A 22,827-nucleotide genomic window follows, 5' to 3' on the forward strand; every position below is an offset into this window, starting at 1 on the left:
GAGCGAATAATACCCCCGTAAAATGGCAGTTTAACAAGGTAAGAGCTCATGATATATTTGACGATAGCGGTGCTTTGTAGTGTCGCCGTTTCAGTATTGCTAAAAGTGTTACGACAGAAGAATATAGACATACGCCAGACCATCGTCGCAGGCTATCCGGTGGCTTTTCTGCTGACGTGGTTTTTATTGACGCCAGACGTCAGTGTACTCGGTACGCTTGGCAGTGCATGGGGCATTATTATCGCGCTTGGCATATTGCTACCTGCGGTATTTATTATCCTTGGAAGGGCGATTGAATCTGTAGGAATAGTAGCAACCGATGCGGCTCAGCGGCTATCGTTGATTATTCCTATCGTCGCGGCTTTTTTATTGTTTGGTGAAGTACTGACCGGCACGCGAATATTTGGACTGTTATTAGGCTTTCTAGCACTCGGAGCGTTGATTTATCGTCCGCAGCAGGGTCAGATTAGCAGACAAGCGAAGCATACACCGCTATGGCTGTTTGGCGTATGGGCAGGCTATGGCATTATTGATATCTTGTTTAAGCAAGTTGCCAAGCAGGGCACTGCTTTCCCTCTGACATTATTTGTCAGTTTTGGTTTAGCAGGATTATTGCTGTTTATTTATTTGCTGATTACGCGGGTGCGCTGGCAGGGGAATGCGCTCGCAGCAGGATTGTTATTAGGTGCGCTCAATATGGGCAATATTTATGCTTATGTACGTGCGCATCAATTATTGTCCGAGTCGCCTAGCATCGTCTTTACCGGTATGAATGTCGGTGTCATTGCAGTGGCAACCTTGATAGGGGTCGGTGTGTTTAAAGAGTCGCTTAACCGTATTAATGTATTGGGTTTATTATTAGCCATTTGCTGTGTGGCAGTGCTATTTTTGGCATAGGATTTCGTCTGCATTTATGACTATATTTATTATTTTATAAAAGCGTTAACTTATCAGATATAGGCACAAAGAGCGTCCTATGATAAGGTTGTCTACAAACAGTAAGGCTGATATAAGCCAATAAAAAGCGATTTACTTTGTGACACTTGAACTCAACCAATAACAATAGGACGCACTCTCAATGGAATATCAAAACCAATATAACAAACAGCTACAACGTATTAAAAATAGTTCGGGATTTATCGCTGCCCTCGACCAGAGTGGCGGCAGCACGCCAAAAGCGTTAGAGAATTATGGTGTCACAGGCGATGATTATGACAACGATGAAGCCATGTTCGACCAAGTGCATGAGATGCGAGCGCGTATCATGACTTGCGAGGCTTTTGATCATGAGCGTGTACTTGGGGCGATTTTGTTCGAAGATACTATGGAACGTGAGGTCAATGGCAAACCGACGGCCAATTATCTATGGGAAGATAAAAATATCGTACCGTTTTTAAAAGTGGATAAGGGTTTGGCTGAGCAAATGAATGGCGTCCAAGTGATGCGTCCGATGCCAAATTTAGATTTGCTACTCGATAAAGCCAAAAACTATCCAGTATTTGGTACCAAAATGCGCTCAGTAATTTATGAGCCGAATGTCGATGGCATTGAGCTGGTCGTGCAACAGCAATTCGATGTGGCAAAACAGATACTCTCAAAAGGTCTGATGCCAATCGTAGAGCCTGAAGTCGATATCAACAGTAGCAAAAAACATGAATGTGAAATCATATTAAAGACCAGCATTTTGCACAATCTGGATCGTTTGACTGATGACCAGCAAGTGATGCTAAAACTGACCTTGCCAGAAGAAGCGGGTTTTTACCAAGAGCTAATCGATCATCCAAAAGTGCTAAAAGTTGTGGCGTTATCGGGCGGCTACAGCCGTGGCGATGCTTGTGCTAAGCTCAAGCAAAACCCGAGTATGATTGCTAGTTTTTCACGGGCCTTTACTGAAGGGCTGAGTAAGCAGCAAAGTGATGATGAGTTTGCTAATACTATCAACACATCTATCGAAGAAATCTATGAGGCGTCTAAAGTTTAACAACTATATTTTAGCAAATAGAGTTTAAAAGCTATAATTTAGTGCTCACCGGAATCCCAACAGACAAAATATCTGTTGGGATTTTTCTGTTTATTTGTATTGATTTAGTATCAATTTCAATTTATTATTAGCGAAATTAAGTTCACTTTTATATTGATTGACCGTTAACCTAAATGGATATGTATTGATGAATAAACGCTATCTAAGTTTGGCTTTGGCTTCTATGTTGGCACTTTATGGCTGCGGTGGTGGTAGTGATGGCGGTAATAAAAATAGTGGTAGTACGCCAGAGACGCCAGTCATACCAACGACTAAACCAGATAAGATTGAACCACAAGTACCAGATGTCACTTTTTCTAATGAAATGGCAGCTGAAGAGGACGAAGACGTCGATCAGTACATTCGCGCACCTGCTAGATTCGATAACGAAACTGGGAAAATGTATAAGGTTTTGCCAATTTCTGGTACACATCTTGGAAATTTATATAACGCTGACAGTATTGAAACCACTAGGGTTTTTTATCCTGAAAGCGATAGCTATGTGACGGTCAACAAAGGCAATCTTGCTACCATGGCCTCTTTTGAAGATTTGCTACAAGATAAAAACCCAAGTCTACCTGATATTTTCAACATGCTATCTGGAAATCTTGTAGACACCAGTAGTACTAGTTATAAGCTCTATAAAGGTAAACGTGAAGCTGAGTTTCTTCGCTATACGTGTTCTCGAGCGTTAACGCTTGGTGAGCAAGAGCTATCAATGCAGTCTGAGGATTTATTAAACTTTATCAATCATTTGAACAACAATCCTTTGTGTAAAGAAGATACAGCAGTGCTGGCAGCCAACTTATCTGAGGATAAAAGTAAAGCTCTAAAAGCTCTGGGTGTAACTATTGAACCCTATCTCACTCAAGAAATAGCGTGGGGGAAGACAATGGCATGGATTGGCGTGGCTTATAGTGATGACGTACTTGGCACTACGAGCTCAGTACAGCAAATTATTGATGAGCTATCTCGCAAAGGTATTCACCATATTGGTTTACTCAGTGCGATGGGAGGCACTAACGACAAAGTTATGCTGAGTTCTCTGACAGAAGTAGATGTTGTTTTGGGTAATTTGGATGCTTCAGCAAATGAGACAGATTTTTCAGAACTGAAGTCCAACTTAAATCAAAAACTGGATAGTTATAAGTTTGAAACAATGAATAGAGGCGGACAGAAAGTATGTATGAGTTACAACAGCAACAAAATATTGACATCAAGCTCCTATGAGGCTGAGACAAATATCAAAGGTGAAGTAACACAGTGCGAAGGTTCTGCATACCTCTATATAGATAAACCTGATATTCGCTATAATGAGGAAGTTTATTCTTACGCAGAGTTTTATGAGTACATAAAAGGACTCAATAATGCCCTAGATAATTTTGGCAGTGACAAAGAGTTTTACATTGTTTCCAAGCTAGAATCTGAAGGTATTGATGAAATCCGAAAAATCGAGAAAAAATATCCACTGAATTGAGTATTTAGTTTTTAAAGATGTTAAGAGTTGTTTTAAAAAAAGCTCGAACCTGATTATCAGGTTTGAGCTTTTTTGATGTGCTGCTATATATAGTCAAGGAATTTTAGAATCGCTACAAGGCGACAGACCGCAGATAGTACACTGAGTACATCTAGGGCGGGTAACACCGTAGCGGTTTAAAAGTGCTCTGACTATAGGTTGCCTGCATCTCTCTATATAACTGATGTCCTTCGCTGTTATGTTGATCACTTCAATTAAATAATTAATATCCGTTAGGTCCTCTATTTATGAAATAACTTTTTTATTAGCGGCATCTTTATCTAGTCCTGTCGCATAATCTCGCACGTTCTGAGTGATTTTCATTGAGCAAAACTTAGGGCCACACATCGAGCAAAAGTGTGCCGTCTTATGCGCGTCTTTTGGTAAGGTTTCATCATGGAACTCACGGGCGGTATCTGGGTCGAGCGCCAGATTGAACTGGTCGTCCCAGCGGAATTCAAATCGGGCTTTAGATAACGCATTATCACGTGCCTGCGCACCGGGATGACCTTTAGCCAAATCAGCCGCGTGGGCTGCGATTTTATAGGTGATGATACCGTCTTTAACATCTTTTTTATTAGGCAGACCTAAATGCTCTTTTGGCGTCACATAGCACAGCATTGCGGTGCCAAACCAGCCGATCATTGCCGCACCAATCGCACTGGTAATATGGTCATAACCAGGTGCAATATCAGTGGTTAGTGGCCCTAAGGTATAAAAAGGTGCGTCGGCACAAACTTCTAATTGCAAGTCCATATTCTCTTTAATACGGTTCATTGCCACGTGTCCCGGACCTTCTATCATCACCTGTACATCATGCTTCCACGCCACTTGGGTCAACTCGCCAAGGGTACGCAGTTCACCAAATTGTGCTTCATCATTAGCATCTTGCAAACAGCCTGGACGCAAGCCATCGCCTAGACTAAACGCCACATCATACTGCTTCATGATTTCACATATATCTTCAAAATGAGTGTATAAAAAACTCTCTTTATTATGAAACATGCACCACTGCGCCATGATAGATCCGCCACGCGAGACGATGCCCGTTAGGCGTCCTGCAGTCAGTGGCACGTACTCTAATAGCACACCTGCGTGAATGGTGAAGTAATCAACACCTTGCTCTGCTTGCTCAATGAGCGTATCGCGGAATATCTCCCACGTTAAATCTTCTGCCACGCCATTGACTTTTTCGAGTGCTTGATAAATAGGGACGGTACCAATCGGCACTGGCGAGTTACGAATCAGCCATTCACGCGTTTCATGAATATGGTTACCAGTGGATAAATCCATAATGTTGTCTGCACCCCAACGTGTTGCCCACGTCATTTTAGACACCTCTTCATCGATAGAAGAACCTAGTGCTGAATTACCGATATTGGCATTAATTTTCACTAGGAAATTACGCCCAATAATCATCGGTTCAGATTCTGGGTGGTTGATGTTGTTTGGGATAATTGCGCGACCTGCAGCCACTTCACTCCGCACAAACTCAGGGGTAATAACGGTCGGCGTATTGGCACCAAAGCTTTCACCGTCATGTTGACGCATATCGGTCAACTCATGCTGCTTTTGCGTTTCGCGAATGGCGATGTATTCCATCTCAGGGGTGATGATGCCGCGGCGTGCATAGTACATCTGCGTGACGTTGCCAGCTTTGCCATCGACATCTTTGGCGCGGCGAGGTTTGTCGATATGAGCAAATCGTAGATTGGCAGTACTGATATCGCGGGCGCGTGCCACTCCGTATGAACTAGACAGTCCACTTAATTGCTCGGTATCACCGCGCTCAGAAATCCAACCTTCACGCAGCTTTGGTAAGCCTTTGGTCAAATCAATCTCGACGTTGGGATCGGTATAAACGCCTGATGTGTCATACACATAGAATGGTGGGTTCTGTTCCCATTCGTTCTCAGAAACGCCTTGTATAGGAGTGGGGTCAAGGGTGATTTCACGCATGGGTACTTGAATATCGGATCTAGAGCCTTCGATATAGACTTTACGGGAGGCGGGGAGTATGCGGTGTAAATCGCGAGCGTCTTCTTCGAAACGAGCATCACTGGCACTGCGGTGAGCAGGGGTCTTTAACGCGTCTGTCTTAGAAGGTTTTTGAGAAGGAGAAGTGGCTAATAAATTTGTCATATGCTGTCCTAGCGTGTTGGTTTTTGAACAAAAGCAACACCGCCAGTAGCTGCGGGGGTAGCATTTGTAATCCAGACAAATTCAGCTTATGAGCATCAGCCTACGACCAAACAATATAGTCACGGATGATGCTCATCAAACGTTGGACGCAGCTTTATATCAGTCTTCACTACTTAACAGTACATCACGCACATTAAGGGAGTAATGAGGATAAAAAAGGCATTTCTACGCGTCCTTTGCCATAAATAACAAAGTGCTTAAGACTTCCCTGCGTCGGTACTAACCGCATCAGGTTCGGCGGGTGATCTCTCAGCGAATGTATAAAGGCGACTACTTTAATAAAGCAAGCTTAAAAGTAAGCCGATAATACACCGCACCCCGAGTCTGTCAGTGTTGTAAATCACCTCAATACTAACAAAGTTCTGCAATGAGGGCTAATGATATTTAGATGAAAATATCAGGCTTTGAGTTTGAGGTTCGATGTTTTTATGAGAACGACTCTAGAGTACCAGTGATTGAAATCACTTGATATTACTGAGCTGTAGATAGCTTATCTAAATATTATGTAAAGCGAATGGAAGATTCTGGAGGTTGTCATTAAACTGTCATAAAGATTTGGCAAGATAGCACGCATGTCACAAACAATGCTTTTTTGTATCGTTGTTAAACTTTAGGAGTCCTACATGCGTTATTCGTTATTAGCAGTGGCCGTTAGTTGTACATTAGTGCTTACGGCATGTAATAAATCGACTGAAACGACAGAGCCAGCTGCGGATAGCAGTAGCGCTGTCACCACCACTGAAGCAACCACTCAGACAACATCTGCTTCTACAACAGGTTTTAAATCTGCTGAGAATATCGCTATGAATATCACGGGTGCAGGGGCATCGTTTCCGCAGCCTATCTATGCTAAATGGTCTTACGACTACAACGCTGCTACCGGTGGTCAAGTCAATTACCAGTCGATTGGCTCTTCTGGTGGTATCAAACAAATCGAATCAAAAACAGTCGATTTTGGGGCGTCTGACGCGCCGATGACGCCTGAAGAGCTAGACGCAGCAGGCTTGATTCAGTTTCCGACGGTTATCGGTGGCGTCGTGCCAATCGTCAACATCGATGGTATTGAGCCAGGCGCGTTGAAATTAGACGGTGCAATGTTGGCAGACATCTATTTGGGTAAAATCAGTAATTGGAATGACCCTGCCATCAAAGCCATGAACCCAGATTTGACTTTGCCTGATGCCGCTATTACGACGGTATTCCGCTCAGACGGTTCAGGGACAACGTTTAACTTTACGGATTATCTAGCCAAAGTCTCGTCAGACTGGAAAGACACAGTTGGTGTTGATAAAACAGTCAAATGGCCAACGTCTGCGACTGGTGCAGGTGGTAAAGGTAACGAGGGGGTTTCAAGCTACGTAAACCGTATGAAAAACTCTATCGGTTATGTGGAATATGCTTACGCTAAGCAAAACAACATGTCACATACTGCATTGAAAAACGCTGCTGGCAACGTCGTTCAGCCATCTGCTGAGACATTTGCTGCGGCAGGTGATATCGACTGGTCACAGCAAGCAGGCTTTTATAAAGTCATCACCAACTCTGAGACTGAGCAAGCATGGCCGATCGCTGCTGCGACTTTTATCTTGGTACATAAGCAACCAGAGAATCCTCAGCAAGTGGCTGGCGTGTTGAACTTCTTTGATTGGGCTTATACCCAAGGCGACGATGATGCCATGGCACTCGATTACGTACCATTCTCTGATACGGCCGTTGCCTTATTCAAGGAAAAATGGAATGAGGTAAAAGGCAGTGATGGACAGCCTGTTTATAAGCCTGCTCAGTAACCTATCCATGCTAATCATGAGTCAATAATTTTCTAATTATCCTCTCGAATAACTATTCTCCGGTAGTGATTTGAGAGGTTTTATCACAGCAAATTTGATGACAAGTTTGTTGTGATAAAACCGAATGAATGCTTCTACTATTTTGACTTGATTCTATTTAATGCTGAGACACTTATGAATGATTTAAGGTCCCAACTGGCTAAACAAAAGCGCTATGACTTATTGTTTGTGAATGCTACTAAGGCTTTTGCCATACTGGTACTCTTATCGTTGGGCGGCATTTTAGTCTCCTTGATCATCGGAGCGTGGCCGAGCATTCAAACATTTGGTCTTGGATTTTATACCAGTAATAATTGGGATACGGTCGCCAATGAATACGGTGCTCTTGCCCCTATTTATGGCACGCTAGTAACGTCATTTATAGCTATTCTCATTGCAGTACCAATCAGTTTTGGCATTGCCATATTTTTGACCGAGATGTGCCCAACCTTCCTCAAAAAACCACTTGGTATCGCCATTGAGCTATTGGCTGGTATCCCTTCTATCATTTACGGTATGTGGGGTTTGTTTGTCTTTGCACCTTTCTTCGGTGATCACATTCAGCCATGGTTTATCGAGCATATAGGGCCATTGCCTATCATCGGTAAGCTATTTACTGGTGCACCAATGGGACTGGGTATGTTTACGGCATCCCTTGTACTCGCCATCATGATCATTCCATTTATCGCCGCTACCATGCGCGACGTCTTCTCTGTTGTGCCAGACCTGCTTAAAGAATCAGCATATGGTATGGGCGCAACGACGTGGGAAGTCATGTTCAAGATCATTTTGCCATATACCAAAGCTGGCGTGGTTGGTGGCGTGATCTTAGGATTGGGTCGGGCATTGGGTGAGACGATGGCAGTGACTTTCTTGATTGGTAATGCCTTTAACATCAGTCCGAGTCTATTTACCTCTGGTGTCACCATTACCTCAGCTTTAGCCAACGAGTTTGCCGAAGCGTCGAGTGAGCTACATTTGGCTTCCTTATTACATTTAGGCTTAATCTTATTTGTCATCACCTTCATTGTACTATCTCTAGCAAAACTCATGCTCATGCGCATGGATCACAAGGCAGGTAATCGGTAGGCGTTTGACAATCTCGATAGGTGTTTTACGGATTTATTGGACATCAATAAACATTGATAGATATTGATAAAAGATATGGGAAATAAATAGTATGGCTGCTAACAATGCGATCAATGCACCACTACCGACTCAGCCAAACAGCGCTAGCCGCTACAACCAAAGTCTTTATAACAAGCGCCGTTTGACCAACAAGTTAGGTCTAGGCTTTGCCATGTCGGCGATGGTTTTTGGACTGTTTTGGTTGTTTTGGATATTGTTGACGCTCTTTGTTGAAGGATTTCAAGGTATTGTGCAGCTGCCTATTTTTACTGCTGATACACCGCCACCGATGAGTGCGGGCGGGCTGCGTAACGCCATTGTCGGTTCAGTAATGCTCGCGTTTTCAGGATTGTTCATCGGTGCCCCTATTGGTCTTATGACCGGCATTTATTTATCTGAGTTCGCTCAAGGCAGTATGCTTGGCAAGGTAACGCGTTTCTTAAATGATATTTTGCTATCTGCGCCCTCGATTGTGATTGGTCTCTTTATTTATGCGCTGATGGTAAAAGGTCAAAGTTTCTCTGGTTGGGCAGGCGCGTTAGCATTGGCATTAATCGTTATTCCTGTGGTCGTGCGTACCACTGAGAATATGCTCAATCTGGTTCCTAATAGTATTCGTGAAGCGGCTTACGCACTTGGTACACCTAAGTGGAAAATGGTGACTCAAGTAACGATTAAGGCGGCTAGAGCAGGACTGACCACTGGGGTGTTATTGGCATTTGCTCGAATCACTGGTGAGACAGCACCGTTGCTATTTACGGCGCTTAACAACCAATATTTCAGTACAGATATGGGTCAGCCTATCGCCAACTTACCCAATACCATCTATCAGTTTGCGATGAGTCCTTATGATAACTGGCATACCTTAGCGTGGGCGGCAGCGTTGCTGATCACGACCTCTGTCTTGGTATTAAATATTTTGGCGAGATTCATCGGTAGTAGAGGTCAGGCTAAATAAAGACTGATGGTAAATTAAGGCTTGTCCTAGATTACCTCGAGCATTTACTTCCATTTATATTCATTGAGCTGGGTTGGAACACATTATGAATGACGTCATGAGCAAAATCCGTACAAAAAAGCCTGTCGATAAATTCAATGCGGCAGATAAATTTAATCCAACAACAGACAGTTTATTAAACAGACCGATGTCGACGGCAGCACAAATGGAGCAGCCAGATATTGCCAGCCTAACCAAACAGACGCTTCATGATATTCCCAAAAACATGCCTGCAGCAAAAATGCAAATTCGGGATCTGAATTTTTATTATGGTGACTTTCAGGCGCTAAAAAATATCAATATCGATATTCCTGATAAAAAAGTCACTGCTTTCATTGGTCCTTCAGGTTGCGGAAAATCGACGCTGTTGCGTACCTTTAATCGGATGTATGACTTATATCCGGGTATGCGGGCAGAAGGCAATATTAATCTTGATGGCAACAATATCTTGGGCAAAGACGTCGATGTCAATTTGCTACGCGCCCAAGTCGGTATGGTCTTTCAGAAGCCAACCCCATTCCCGATGTCAATCTATGACAATGTCGCCTTTGGGGTACGCCTTTATGAAAAGTTGAGCAAGGCTGAGCTGGACAATCGGGTAGAGTGGGCACTTAAAAAGTCCGCATTATGGCCAGAAGTGAAAGGCAAATTAAAAGCGTCAGGGCTTTCGTTGTCAGGCGGTCAGCAGCAACGCTTGTGTATTGCGCGTAGCGTCGCGACCAAGCCTGAAGTGTTATTGCTTGATGAGCCAACATCAGCGCTTGACCCTATCTCGACAGGTGCGATCGAAGATTTGATTGAAGACTTAAAACAGGATTACACCATTGCTATTGTCACGCATAACATGCAACAGGCTGCACGAGTGTCTGACTATACCGTCTATATGTACTTAGGCGATATGATTGAGATGGGCGAGACCGACCAGATATTTACCAAGCCTGCCCAAACCGCCACGGAAGATTATATTACGGGTCGTTATGGCTAACATCGCGGTCTGAGCAAGGACGACGTGCTCGATACGTTCAATAAGATATCGTGAGCCAATCTGTTCGACTCAACAGCCACACCGCGCTACCAAAATATGGATTTTAGGGAATACCTCTTATGCAAAGCGATAAGCATATCTCCAAAAGTTTTGACCAAGACCTTGATGAAGCTATCCGTCTATTTCTATACATGGGTGATAGCGCGGCCAACCAAGTGGCGAAAGCGATCCATGCGCTTATCGATAAAAATGAGACACTGGCGCAAGAGGTGATTGATATGGACTTTGATATCAATCGAATGGAAGTCGAGTTGGATGAGCATATCTTGCTATTGGTCGCAAAACGTCAGCCCGCCGCCAGTGATTTACGCTTGGTCATGTCCATCAGTAAAGGCGTGGTTGATTTAGAACGCATCGGTGATGAAGCCGTGAAAATCGCTCAGATGGCCAAAAAAATTGCGGCACAAGGTAAACTGTCATATGGCTATGCAGAAGTTCAACATCTTAGCAATCAGGTTCGTTTGATGCTGCACAATGCGCTAGAGGCATTTAGCCAATCGAATGCTGAGCAAGCGTTTGAGGTCATGCGTAACGATAGCATGGTCAATGATGAGTATCAGTCAGCCATCCGTGCTTTGATGACCTATATTATGGAAGATTCACGGCACGTTTCAAAAGTCATCAATATTATGTGGGTATTGCGCGCGCTTGAGCGGGTGGGCGATCATGCACAAAATATTGCAGAACTGGTGATTAACTATATTAGTGGGCAAGATGTGCGTCATTCCGACTATGCGCTGGTCGAAAAAGCGGTGCAAGAAGCCAATGACCGTATGGCGGCGCGCCAAGTCAGCACCCTGTCTGTCGCTAAATCTGCCACTAAACCTGCCGTCAAGTCAGCCACGGATTTTGTAGACTCAAACGGTGATGAGGGCTGAAAAAAACAGTTCATCGTAAATTTTACATCCAAAAAAACGCGCGATATTAAATAGCGCGTTTTTTATTTTATGGCAATAATAAAAAATAACTAGCTCTCTGGCGTCCAACCTTGTGCACGCTCATAATCTTCATTATCTAAAAATTTATCCCGTTGTTCAGTGAGGAATTTTTTGGCAGCAGGATCTAACATGCTTAGATGGTTTTCGTTAATCAGCATCGTTTGCTGTTCAAGCCATTCTTTCCACGCTTTGTCAGATACCGTTTCCTGTAGCTCCTGACCTTTTTTATTAGGAAAAGGCGGGTGCGGCATTTTTGGCAATTCCTGCTGATACTTACGGCAAAATACCGTATTGGCTTGCGGATTAAAAGTCTCAGTCATGAGGCGTTCCTTATTATGGTTTAGTTATTATAAAAATATGTTATTGAATCACTCATGAGAATAGTGATACCAAACCCAAAAAGTAAGATTGGCTGTGTCAAACTCGCTTAGCCTACAAGGCGTAGTACTTTCACGCGTTTTCCTTGCTACTCTAATTTCTGTGAATGGTATTAGTTAGCACTTATTCAGCATAAGTGACTTAAATATTATTAGCTGAATTTACTTTACCTCATCATGGTATCAAAAACACCCGCAGCAGGGGCGGGTGTTTTTTATGGTAGAAGCTGTCTGGTCAACAATGCGCTTTTACGCGAATACTTCTAAACGGCTGCGACCGCGAGCAACGGCTTGCTTAACTTGATTTGGCGCTGTACCACCCAGATGGTCACGAGCTGCTAATGAGCCTTCTAACGTTAGATAGTCAAATACATCATCACCGATAGCATCGCTAAATTGCTGTAGCTGCGCCAATGACAAATCGCTTAAATCAACGCCCTCGGCAATACCCAAAGCAACGGCATTACCCACCACTTCATGAGCATCACGGAATGCAACACCTTGGCGTACCAGATAATCTGCAAGATCAGTCGCAGTCGCATAGCCTTTCATCGTAGCGGCGCGCATGTTTTCTTTATTTGGAGTGATATTCGGTAACATATCAGCAAAAGCCAATAAACAGCCGGTAAGCGTATCGACGCAATCAAACAGCGGCTCTTTGTCTTCTTGGTTGTCTTTGTTATAAGCCAGTGGCTGGCTTTTCATCAGGCTAAGGAGTGTCATCAATTGGCCAAAAACACGTGCTGCTTTACCGCGAACCAACTCTGGCACATCAGGATTCTTCTTTTGCGGCATGATGGATGAGCCAGTACAGAAGCGATCAGGGATTTGCACAAAGTTAAACTGCGCTGACATCCATAGGATAATCTCTTCGCTCATCCGTGACATATGCATCATAAGGATAGACGCGGCTGAGGTGAACTCAATCGCAAAGTCACGATCTGAGACAGCATCAAGCGAGTTTTGGCAAATACCTTCGAAACCCAGTAATTCAGCAGTAATGGTACGATCGATGGGGAATGTCGTGCCAGCAAGGGCAGCACTACCAAGTGGCATTTGATTAATACGGCGGCGCGCATCGACCAGACGTTCGGTATCGCGATATAACATCTCAAACCACGCCATGACGTGATGACCAAAGCTCACTGGCTGCGCCGTTTGTAAATGCGTAAAGCCAGGCATAATAGTGTCAGTATGCTGCTCAGCCAAATCAAGCAAACCACTTTGCAAGCGTACTAATAAGGCAATGATATTATCAGTCTCTTCGCGTAGCCAAAGACGAATATCGGTGGCAACCTGATCGTTACGGCTACGACCCGTATGCAGTTTTTTACCAACTGCGCCGATGATGTCAGTCAAGCGCGACTCAACATTCATGTGCACGTCTTCTAGCGCGATTGACCATTTAAACTCGCCAGCCTCAATCTCGCGCAGTACCTGATGCAGACCATCAATAATGGTGGCTACTTCGTCAGCGGTCAAAATGTCACATTCTTTAAGCATGGTCGCGTGGGCGATTGAGCCTTGAATATCGTGACGCGCAAAGCGTTGGTCAAAGCCAACAGAGGCGGTGAAGGCAGCGACAAAGCTGTCCGTCGCTTCACTGAAGCGTCCGCCCCACATCTGCTGGCCTTGGCTGTTTGAAGGACTGCTTACAGGGTTGTTTTGTGCAGCGTTATTTGTTATCGGAGCATCTGTGCTAGAATCAGAGACAGATGGGTTTACATTTGATTCGGGACTACTAGGTTTTGAAGAATTGGCGTTCATATCGGTACAAGACAAGTCAGCAGAATAAGAGCTCAAGTATAGCAAAGGATGAGGTTGCCTTACTAGCGGAGCGCTTAGAGTTTTTTATTCCCAAGCTCATGGAAGTCATGAAGCCTTGGCAGTGGTTCATTTATATCTTTTTTTGGTCACTATTTGTCACGGTAATAAATCGCTATGATATTGCCACGTGGTCAGATTTTTTGATTCAGCTGTTTAGCAGAGTCCTGCAAAACACCTTGAGTATTATTCCTTCCTTATACCTCATTGATTATTTGCGCCCCATTTTTAAGGGCATGAGCATACCTAAAGCCAGCATGTATGTGCTTGCCTTACTCATGGTGGCATCTACCATATCCATGATTTTAGTCATGCTGGTAATGATTAATGTTGGTTGGTTTGAATATGACCGTCAAACTTTTATTCTAAATATATTGTTTGATGCGGTGATTGGTGGTGGCTTTACCTTAGTGTTCTTACTGTATTTTTTACGCCGTTATCGTGAGACGAATGCGCTCAAACAATCGTTTGAGCAGAAATTGAGTGCACAAAATGATGTGATCAAAGCACGAATCGCTCCACATTTCTTCTTTAATACCATCAATACCCTTGTGTCACTGATAGAGTCCAATCCAGCAAGAGCTTCCGCTTTATTACAGCACGTTTCTGCCTTATTCCGTGCCAGTTTCAATGGGGCACGAGAGATTAGCTTTGAAGAAGAAATTGCTCTTTGTGAGCACTATCTAGCGATTGAGTCTAGCCGCTTAGCGGATAAGCTTGAAGTGAGTTGGCAATTGCCTGACGAAGATGTCATGTATGACATGGTGATTACCGCCTTGACCTTACAGAGCGTGCTAGAAAAAATGCTGCTGAATGTGGTGGAGATGACCACTGAAACAATTTATATCAATATTAGAGTCACTTGGCAGCAGCATCGGGTTGTGATTACGATTGGTGTCGAGCTGCCGAAAAAAACCATGATTATTAACCATGATTTACGTCAGCACATGAACTTTTATATTCAAGCGGAACGTTTACGGGCTTATTTCGGCCAAAGTGCGGATATTAAAAGTAGCGTTACCAGTAGTCAAATTATTACTGTGATCGACTATCCGCTGCAAGATGTTAGTTTATGACCGTTTTTTTGGGGCTTACTTTTTTATTTTATTTCTCAAGGAATAGGTATGGCATACTTATTGCACCATCTTTATAGCTAAGGGGTTGTTTTACTTTATATTTAGCCATGATTCCCCATAAAAATTATTATCGATAAATGCATCGCAATAAAACTCAATGCACAAGGCTATCAACGTCAATATAGCCAGTTATTGTTTTATGAAATAATTAAAGGTTTTTATGCTAAGTGATTGGTAATGAGTGCTAATATGTTGGTAAGGCCATTGAAAAAAATACTAAGTTTATCCTGGGATTGGAGTTTGCATGCGTATCGTAGTTTGTGATGATGAGCCACTAGCACGTGAGCGTTTGGTTAGAATTGTACAGGAGTCAGGTCATCAAGTCGTTGCTCAAGCAACCACGGGTGCAGAAGCCATTATCGCTGTCAAAACTCAGCAGCCAGACATCATATTATTAGATATTCGTATGCCTGAGATGGATGGGGTGCGCTGTGCGCAAGAGCTTGCCAAACTTGAGCATCCGCCAGCCATTATATTTGTCACCGCTTATGATCATTATGCCATTGCCGCGCTAAAAGCCAATGCGATTGGTTATTTATTAAAGCCTGCCAATAAAGACGAGTTACTAGAAGCACTAGATAAAGCGAAAAATTTGAACGCGGCGCAGTTAAATGAGATTCGTAAACTCGAAGACCCAACAGCGCGTCCAGTACGTGAGCATATCGCTGCTCGTACTCACCGAGGCGTTGAGCTCATCAAGCTCAAAGATATCTATTATTTTACCGCCGATCAAAAGTACGTCAAAGTCCGTCACAAAGATGGCATTGTCCTGATTGATGAGACGCTAAAAGAGCTTGAACAAGAATTTGAGGATCGGCTGTTTCGAGTACACCGTAATGCCATCATCAACCTTAGCTTTTTGGACTTTTTAGAAACGTTGGATGCAGGACAATATCAAATACGCTTTAAAGGCATTGATGAGACACTTGCGGTTAGCCGTCGTCACTTACCTGCATTACGTGAGAAGATTCAAAGCATGTAAGCTGCGGTTTGTATAGTGAAATAACAGCAAAATAACCGTGAAATAATCATCCCATATCATCAAACCCTTATTTATGCTTAAATAGGGGTATTTTTTTGCGTCAGCATTGACTATATATGGTTTATATCGCCCATTTTTTGTGGAAAATTTGCAGTATTGCTTAATACTGACCTGCATAGTACTGACGTGAACAGTATCGAATTTATTGAGGCCCTTTATGAGTAATCCGCAGCAAACTGCTTTGACTACCTTGAATATCGCCACGCGTCAGAGCCCTTTAGCACTATGGCAAGCTGAGCATATCCGTGCTCGTCTACTAGATTTGTATCCTGAATTGACGATTAACTTGCTAAAAATTGTCACTAAGGGTGACAAGATTTTGGACACACCTTTGGCTAAAATTGGCGGTAAAGGTTTGTTTGTCAAAGAGCTTGAGCAAGCACTATATGACAAACAAGCGGACATCGCGGTACATTCATTAAAAGACGTACCGATGCAGCTTCCAGAAGGCTTGATGCTGGGCGTCTATTGCAAACGCGCCTCACCGACTGATGCTTTTGTGTCTAATACCTATAATAGTATTGATGAATTGCCGCAAGGGGCAGTTGTTGGCACGTCAAGTTTGCGTCGTCAGTGTCAGCTTAAAGCCTATCGCCCAGACCTACAAATCAAAACCTTACGCGGTAACGTCGGTACACGTTTGGGCAAGCTAGATGCTGGCGAGTACGATGCGATTATTTTAGCGACCAGTGGTTTGCAGCGTATCGAGCTGGATGAGCGCATACGCGGCGAGCTTGATATCAATGCCTGCCTGCCTGCGGTTGGTCAAGGCGCCTTAGCGATCGAATGCCGCGAAGGTGATGATGAGGTGTTAAAATTACTGGCACCACTGAATGATGATAAAGCTCGTATCCGTCTCATTGCTGAGCGCGCGCTGAACCGTCACTTAGAGGGTGGCTGCCAAGTGCCGATCGCCGCTTATGCCGTGTTACAAATGGCGGATGAAATGAGCATCAACAATGATGATAACGGTGACAATGGCAATAACGACAACGGCAATGTGTTATGGCTGCGTGGCCGCGTCGGTCAAGCGGATGGCAGTGAGCTGCTAAAAGCAGAAAAACGCGTCACGTTGATTGGCACACAAGCCGAGCAAGAAGTACAGGCTAATCAGCTTGGTATCGATGTTGCCAATATACTGCTTGCCGATGGCGCGGGTGATATCTTATCCGCGATTTATCATCCTGAATAACAGGCCAGTATTTTGATTATCTTAGTCATAGCCCCAGTATTATTGATGCTAGGGCTATCGTTAAGCCAATTCTATCAGTCTTTTGTCATGGTACGTCTATGTCATCAACATTAAATCACGCCCAGCTTATTGCTAACAGTCAATCAAATAATGAGTCATCACCCACGCAAGTAGTCATCAATACTCGCCCAGTAGAGCGTGCCGCTGCATTGACAGATCATCTACAAGCAGCAGGGCTGACGGTGGTAGAGATACCGATGTTGACGTTACAATCGCGCCCAACGACTGAGCAAGACATGATGCTGATGCGGCAGTGGCTAGCAGGCGATTATAAGGCGCTTGTGATTGTTAGCCCAACGGCGGCCGCTTCAGGACTGGCTGTTTGGCAAGCGCTTGAAGATAAGCGTCAAGCTCAAAACCATGACGATGACAATGACAGTAATAATGAGCGAAAAGATATAGCAATTAATGCTCTGCAAGCTCCGAGCTACTTGATTGCCGTGGGTGAAGCGACCGCGTCGGTGTTAAACAATGCCAAAATCGAGGCGTCGAACTATCAAGTACTTCAGCCTCACATTGCCAATAACGAAGGTATGCTAGCGATGCCTGAGATTGAGCGTTTGCAAGCAGGTGACAAGTTGCTCGTGTGGCGTGGATTGGGTGGTAGGCGATTATTGGTCGATACGTTGCTGGCACGCGGTGTGCATATCGATAGCATTGCTTGGTATGAGCGCATAATGCCAGTCGATGCGCTGGCTCAATACGAGCAGTGGCTACAAGGGTTTCTAGCTCGCAATGGTATGCAAGATACATCAGCTAGTCAGCCAAAGCCAATCGTTGTGGTCAGTAGCGGTACAGCCTTTGAGCATTGGGAAAGCATCGTTCGGGCTGTAGCAGAAAAGGCATTAAAGCAACACACAGCCAGAGAAAACCCCGCTATTTTGCCCTATAAATTGTCAGACTTTTCTTATGTGGTGTTGGGTGAGCGCTTAGCTAATATGGTCGCTGAGCAGCAGTTAAGTTATTGGCGTGTGGAAGATTTGGCGCCAGAAACCATTCTTGCTGCTATCCATGCTAAAGCCTGTTAAATGTATAAATGTACCAACCGATGATCTGTCCTTATCTATTATGTTTCACTTTTTATTTATTCGCTTTAAACCTGTTTTAACCAAAATAACGGTGCTGCCTTATGTCAATCAATTCTGAATCGTTATCTCAGGAACCTTCTGCTACTCAGCAGCGCCGACAAGCAAATGTGTTTTTGTTGCGCCTGCAGTGGTTGGTTATCTTGTTGCTTATCGCGGCCCTATTGTGGCTCTACATCAGCCAGCAGCGTTTCCAGCATAGTGTTAATGAGCGTTTGCAAAGCAACGAGCAAGTCGTCAGCCGTCTGAATGAGATGGATGACCGTCTATTTGCGATGAGTCAGCAGACGCTGCCAGAGCCTCGATCTGCCGCCAGTAGCCAAGCACAAAACCAGTTAGATTTATTGCGTATTCAGATACAAGCCGCTGATAGATTGTTGGCAGACAATAACGACAGTGCAGCGATTGATTTGTTGCGTGGTCTACATTGGCAGCTTTCGCAAAGCAGCAATGAGATTGCTCCAGCGCTAACGGTTGTGATCAAACAAAGCTTGATAAAAGACATCGAACGTTTGCAGGCGAGCAGCACTCAGCCCAGTCCTTGGCAGCTACAAAACCTCGCCATCCAAAATATTCAAGAGTTTTTGCACAGCTATGAGCGTGTGAGTAGCGAGGCGACACCGCACGATAGCGCTGATAATAATATGAGCCTCTCGCGCAAACAACTGACCATTCACGAAGTGATTATGACCTTAAATCTGGCCAGTCAAGCCAGTAATATGCGCGAACAAGAGCAGCTGGTTGGTTATCTGCGTCAAGCACGAAATCAACTACAAACCTTGGTGCCGAAGTCTGCTATTCCTCAAGAGTCAGCGCCAAAGGCAGCCATGACTAATACTGAAAACGCCTCTAATGATGCGTCCGTAGGCAAAAAGCAAACCTCTACCGACAAGAACCTACCAACCAGATCCTCTCCGACAAATATCGGAGAAGTCATAGATTGGTTAGATAAATTGATTGCCAATGCACCGAAACCAACGCCATTGTTGACCACTCAGATTTTGGATAAATCTCAGCGTTAGTGGTTCATTGGATGTTGATTGATAGATTTATGAATACAAAAATAAGAGAAGTGACGTTATGGACAGTTTGAATCAAGCAGCACATGCAGCCTCCAATATCGCAGATAATCATCCTGACGAATTGTCACATTATCCCATTATTCATCACCAGCCCATTCACTGGGGCGAGATGGATGCGTTTAACCATTTAAATAATGTGATTTATTACCGTTACGCTGAATCAGCACGAATTGGCTATTTGCAGGCGCTAGGTATGTTTGATGGTAGTATGGTGACGGTATTGGCACAATCAAGTTGCCAGTATTTACGCCCAGTGACTTATCCTGATACTTTGCTATTAGGAGTGCGCTGTCAGCGTTTAGGGAATACGAGTATCGTGATGGAATATAGCTACTATAGCACCGCGCAAGCAGCCATCGTCGCGACGGCTGAGGCAGTCGTGGTACGTCTCGATAGTGAGGGAAAGCGTAAGTTAGCTTGGACAGAGGAAGAGCGCGCTCGGCTATTGGCATTAGAAGCAAAAGTTGGTCATATACCGAAGCTTTAGCACTGAATATTAAATAAATGAAAAAAAGGCACGCTAACGTTATGTTAGCGTACCTTTTGCTATGTGGCTGATATCGAATCAATCAGTCAAATATTAATCTTGCTTTGGCGCATGTACGAAATCGATGACGTTCAAATCAAAGCCTGATAATGCGTAAAACTTCATGGGTGATGATAATAAACGCATATCACGAACGCCTAAATGACGCAAAATCTGTGCGCCAACACCAATGCTGCGATACGGCTGCTGGGTAATGGTCGATTGCGATTCATTGTCTGCCGCTTTGTCTAACGCCTCTCCTAAATCTATTGGCTGGTTGCTACCAATCCAAACTAATACGCCGCGATCTGAATTACTAATTTCCTCCAGCGCTGAGCGTACGCTCCAGCCACTACGACCCGTCATATCATTTTTGGCAGCAAACAAGTCGCGTAGTGGGTGAAAACCATGGACACGGACAGTGCTGACGCCTTCGCTCACATCGCCTTTTACCAAAGCCAAATGCGTTTCATCAGCGCCAAATTCGCGGAAGCGATGTAGCGTAAAGGTGCCGTATTCCGTTTCAAAAGGACGCGACTCAATTTCTTCTACCGTTTGCTCGTTCGCGATGCGGTAGTTGATGAGGTCAGCAATTGTACCCATCTTGATGCCATGCTCTTCGGCAAATATCTCAAGGTCATCACGGCGCGCCATCGTACCATCAGCATTGATGATTTCGACAATCACTGCTGCGGGCTCAAGCCCTGCTAGGCGTGCTAAATCACAACCAGCTTCGGTATGTCCAGCGCGGTGCAAGACGCCACCATTTTGAGCCATGATTGGGAAGATATGTCCAGGCTGGACGATGTCTTCAGGTTTTGCCGAAGAAGAAACCGCGGCTTGAATCGTACGTGCACGGTCAGCAGCAGAGATACCCGTCGTAACGCCTTCAGCGGCTTCGATAGAAACCGTAAAGTTGGTGCTAAATTTTGCTTCGTTACGATCAGACATCAGCGGCAATGCCAACTGTTGGCAGCGTGCTTGTGACAAGGTCAAGCAGACCAAACCACGTGCATGAGTAATCATAAAGTTAATATCTTCAGGGCGCACATGGGTCGCTGCCATAATGATATCACCTTCATTTTCACGGTCTTCATCATCCATTAAGATGACCATCTTGCCAGCACGAATGTCTTCGATAATCTCAGGAATCGTATTTAAACTCATAGTAAGTCTCAATATTTTATTATTTATAGATAGGTGTGATGTGGAATATAAAGCATTATCTGTCTATTGTAACAGTAGATGCTACAGAGCGCTGTTGCGGTTAGGCAAAGTGCATTGGATCAAATTAATCCACCGTAGACGTTATTTAATCATTACTCATATATCAATATGAGGACATTTTAACGCTTTTCAGCCCACTGTGCTGCTTCATCTCGAAACTATATGGGCCAGACTGTCAAATATAGTGATAAGTATTACTAATGGTCACGACGATTCATGTATTCAATGGTGTATTAAGCAAAGGGCTAATCGACCATGTGAGCCATCAGTCATTACTGGCTGCTTGGCTTTTTAGCCAATCCATAAACTGTTTGCTGTGTTGCTCGCGCTGGTTGTCGGCAAATTCATAAAAGCTGGTACCTACTAAATTATCTGGTAAATAGCTTTGCGGATAATAGTGATTGGGATAATCGTGTGGATAGGCGTAACCTTGACCATAGCCTCGATTACGCATCAGTTTGGTCACGCCATTACGTAGGTGTAGCGGCACAGGAGAGGCATCTTTTTCTGCCAACGCCATCGCAGCATTGATGGCTTTATAAGTGCTGTTACTTTTGGCACTGGTCGCCAGATAAACCACTACTTGCCCCAAGATAATACGCGCTTCTGGCATACCAATTGACTGCACACTACGTAATGCTGCATCGGCAAGCAGTAAAGCATTAGGGTTGGCATTACCAATATCTTCACTGGCCAAGATGACCAAACGCCGCGCGATAAAATCAGCAGGCTCACCGCCCACGAGCATCCGCGCCATCCAATAAAGCGCAGCATCAGGGTCTGAGCCACGTACGGACTTTATCATCGCCGAGATAATATCGTAATGCTGCTCACCATCTTTGTCATAGCGAACTAGAGCTGTTTGGGCGACACGGGCGACCAATTCATCGTTAATGACGAGCGGTGATTGCTTAGTGTCCGCCGTTTGAATAGCAAGCTCTAATAAATTTAGCGCCTTTCTAGCATCGCCATGCGCCAGTTGGCTGATAGTGTCCTGTGCTTGTAAATCAACCGTCAAATTTTTCAGCACTGAATCTTCTGAAATTGCCCTTTGCAATACCGCACTGATTTGCTCAGGCGTCAGTGGCTCTAAACGATATACTTGGCAACGTGATAGCAGGGCATTATTGACACTAAAGGAGGGGTTTTCAGTTGTCGCACCAATCAAGGTAATATCACCAGATTCGACCGCGCCCAGTAGTGCATCTTGCTGAGCCTTGTTAAAGCGGTGTATCTCATCGATAAAAACCACTGGCGATTCAAATGCCAATGAGTCCTTATTGTCTAACACTTCTCGCAGTTGTTTGACCCCAGTATTCAAGGCAGACAAGGCATGAAAAGGCCTGCCAACAGCATCAGCCAACAGCATGGCAATAGTCGTTTTGCCGATGCCAGCTTCACCATGCAAAATAATCGATGGCAGATGCCCTTGTTCGACCAAACGCCGCAAGGGCGCACCTGCCGCTAGTAGATGTTCTTGACCAATGATTGCATCAAGTGTCGTTGGGCGCATACGCTGGGCAAGGGGTGTATCGGCATGAAAATTAGGCGGCATAGAAATCTCTATTATCAATTTAAACAGCTATCAATTAGTTCATAACGAC

Annotated in this window: 19 protein-coding genes and 1 riboswitch; of the genes, 14 read left to right on the plus strand and 5 right to left on the minus strand. The window is 44.4% G+C overall.

Features of this window, described 5'->3' with window-relative positions:
• Positions 1-48 precede the first annotated feature (48 nt).
• From C8D84_RS05275 to C8D84_RS05285, 3 genes are all read left to right on the plus strand, one after another.
• Positions 49-897, plus strand: a complete 849-nt coding sequence (locus C8D84_RS05275; RefSeq protein ID WP_109590603.1) for a hypothetical protein — start codon at positions 49-51, stop codon at positions 895-897.
• Positions 898-1,078: 181 nt separating this feature from the next.
• A complete protein-coding gene (locus tag C8D84_RS05280; protein WP_109590605.1) occupies positions 1,079-1,981 on the plus strand; it encodes a fructose bisphosphate aldolase in 903 nt (300 codons plus the stop codon).
• 187 nt (positions 1,982-2,168) lie between these two features.
• Positions 2,169-3,497: a metallophosphoesterase family protein gene (locus C8D84_RS05285; protein ID WP_109590607.1), complete on the plus strand. Its 1,329-nt coding sequence runs from the start codon at positions 2,169-2,171 to the stop codon at positions 3,495-3,497.
• A 285-nt stretch (positions 3,498-3,782) separates the two neighbouring features.
• On the opposite strand, the gene thiC is transcribed toward C8D84_RS05285, so the two are convergent.
• On the minus strand, positions 3,783-5,678 hold the full coding sequence (gene thiC, locus C8D84_RS05290; RefSeq protein ID WP_109590609.1) for a phosphomethylpyrimidine synthase ThiC: 1,896 nt from the start codon (positions 5,676-5,678) through the stop codon (positions 3,783-3,785).
• A 248-nt stretch (positions 5,679-5,926) separates the two neighbouring features.
• A riboswitch (TPP riboswitch) is annotated at positions 5,927-6,069 on the minus strand.
• 292 nt (positions 6,070-6,361) lie between these two features.
• Between thiC and pstS the strand changes: the two genes are divergently transcribed.
• The 5 genes from pstS (at position 6,362) to phoU (ending at position 11,612) form a co-directional block, all read left to right on the plus strand.
• Positions 6,362-7,525: a phosphate ABC transporter substrate-binding protein PstS gene (gene pstS / locus C8D84_RS05295; protein ID WP_109590611.1), complete on the plus strand. Its 1,164-nt coding sequence runs from the start codon at positions 6,362-6,364 to the stop codon at positions 7,523-7,525.
• Between the two features lie 174 nt (positions 7,526-7,699).
• Positions 7,700-8,653, plus strand: a complete 954-nt coding sequence (gene pstC, locus C8D84_RS05300; RefSeq protein ID WP_055123678.1) for a phosphate ABC transporter permease subunit PstC — start codon at positions 7,700-7,702, stop codon at positions 8,651-8,653.
• A gap of 91 nt (positions 8,654-8,744) precedes the next feature.
• Positions 8,745-9,650, plus strand: coding sequence for a phosphate ABC transporter permease PstA (pstA, locus tag C8D84_RS05305; RefSeq protein ID WP_109590613.1), 906 nt, complete (start codon positions 8,745-8,747; stop codon positions 9,648-9,650).
• Between the two features lie 97 nt (positions 9,651-9,747).
• Positions 9,748-10,674, plus strand: coding sequence for a phosphate ABC transporter ATP-binding protein PstB (pstB, locus tag C8D84_RS05310; protein WP_109590758.1), 927 nt, complete (start codon positions 9,748-9,750; stop codon positions 10,672-10,674).
• Between the two features lie 119 nt (positions 10,675-10,793).
• Entirely contained in the window at positions 10,794-11,612 is an 819-nt protein-coding gene (phoU, locus tag C8D84_RS05315; protein WP_228244476.1) for a phosphate signaling complex protein PhoU, read from the plus strand.
• A gap of 89 nt (positions 11,613-11,701) precedes the next feature.
• Here phoU and C8D84_RS05320 read toward each other — a convergent pair whose 3' ends face one another.
• Both C8D84_RS05320 and argH read right to left on the minus strand, forming a co-directional pair.
• Entirely contained in the window at positions 11,702-11,992 is a 291-nt protein-coding gene (locus tag C8D84_RS05320; protein ID WP_045443086.1) for an oxidative damage protection protein, read from the minus strand.
• Positions 11,993-12,298: 306 nt separating this feature from the next.
• Positions 12,299-13,672 (minus strand): argininosuccinate lyase, encoded by a 1,374-nt coding sequence (argH, locus tag C8D84_RS05325; protein WP_109590615.1) that lies wholly within the window; start codon positions 13,670-13,672, stop codon positions 12,299-12,301.
• Positions 13,673-13,797: 125 nt separating this feature from the next.
• Between argH and C8D84_RS05330 the strand changes: the two genes are divergently transcribed.
• The 6 genes from C8D84_RS05330 (at position 13,798) to C8D84_RS05355 (ending at position 19,957) form a co-directional block, all read left to right on the plus strand.
• Positions 13,798-14,949 (plus strand): sensor histidine kinase, encoded by a 1,152-nt coding sequence (locus C8D84_RS05330; RefSeq protein ID WP_109590617.1) that lies wholly within the window; start codon positions 13,798-13,800, stop codon positions 14,947-14,949.
• A 304-nt stretch (positions 14,950-15,253) separates the two neighbouring features.
• Positions 15,254-15,991 (plus strand): LytR/AlgR family response regulator transcription factor, encoded by a 738-nt coding sequence (locus C8D84_RS05335; protein ID WP_109590619.1) that lies wholly within the window; start codon positions 15,254-15,256, stop codon positions 15,989-15,991.
• A gap of 217 nt (positions 15,992-16,208) precedes the next feature.
• Positions 16,209-17,243: a hydroxymethylbilane synthase gene (hemC, locus tag C8D84_RS05340; protein ID WP_109590621.1), complete on the plus strand. Its 1,035-nt coding sequence runs from the start codon at positions 16,209-16,211 to the stop codon at positions 17,241-17,243.
• A 98-nt stretch (positions 17,244-17,341) separates the two neighbouring features.
• On the plus strand, positions 17,342-18,331 hold the full coding sequence (locus tag C8D84_RS05345; RefSeq protein WP_109590623.1) for a uroporphyrinogen-III synthase: 990 nt from the start codon (positions 17,342-17,344) through the stop codon (positions 18,329-18,331).
• A gap of 101 nt (positions 18,332-18,432) precedes the next feature.
• The gene (locus tag C8D84_RS05350; protein ID WP_055123672.1) at positions 18,433-19,410 is read left to right on the plus strand and encodes a hypothetical protein; all 978 of its coding nucleotides are present in this window, start codon (positions 18,433-18,435) and stop codon (positions 19,408-19,410) included.
• 58 nt (positions 19,411-19,468) lie between these two features.
• A complete protein-coding gene (locus C8D84_RS05355) occupies positions 19,469-19,957 on the plus strand; it encodes an acyl-CoA thioesterase (protein WP_055123671.1) in 489 nt (162 codons plus the stop codon).
• Between the two features lie 93 nt (positions 19,958-20,050).
• On the opposite strand, the gene ribBA is transcribed toward C8D84_RS05355, so the two are convergent.
• Together ribBA and C8D84_RS05365 are read right to left on the minus strand one after the other, a co-directional pair.
• Positions 20,051-21,163: a bifunctional 3,4-dihydroxy-2-butanone-4-phosphate synthase/GTP cyclohydrolase II gene (gene ribBA / locus C8D84_RS05360; RefSeq protein WP_055123670.1), complete on the minus strand. Its 1,113-nt coding sequence runs from the start codon at positions 21,161-21,163 to the stop codon at positions 20,051-20,053.
• Between the two features lie 325 nt (positions 21,164-21,488).
• On the minus strand, positions 21,489-22,778 hold the full coding sequence (locus C8D84_RS05365) for a replication-associated recombination protein A (protein WP_055123669.1): 1,290 nt from the start codon (positions 22,776-22,778) through the stop codon (positions 21,489-21,491).
• Positions 22,779-22,827 lie beyond the last annotated feature (49 nt).

Source organism: Psychrobacter immobilis (genome assembly GCF_003148585.1).
Taxonomy (GTDB): domain Bacteria; phylum Pseudomonadota; class Gammaproteobacteria; order Pseudomonadales; family Moraxellaceae; genus Psychrobacter; species Psychrobacter immobilis.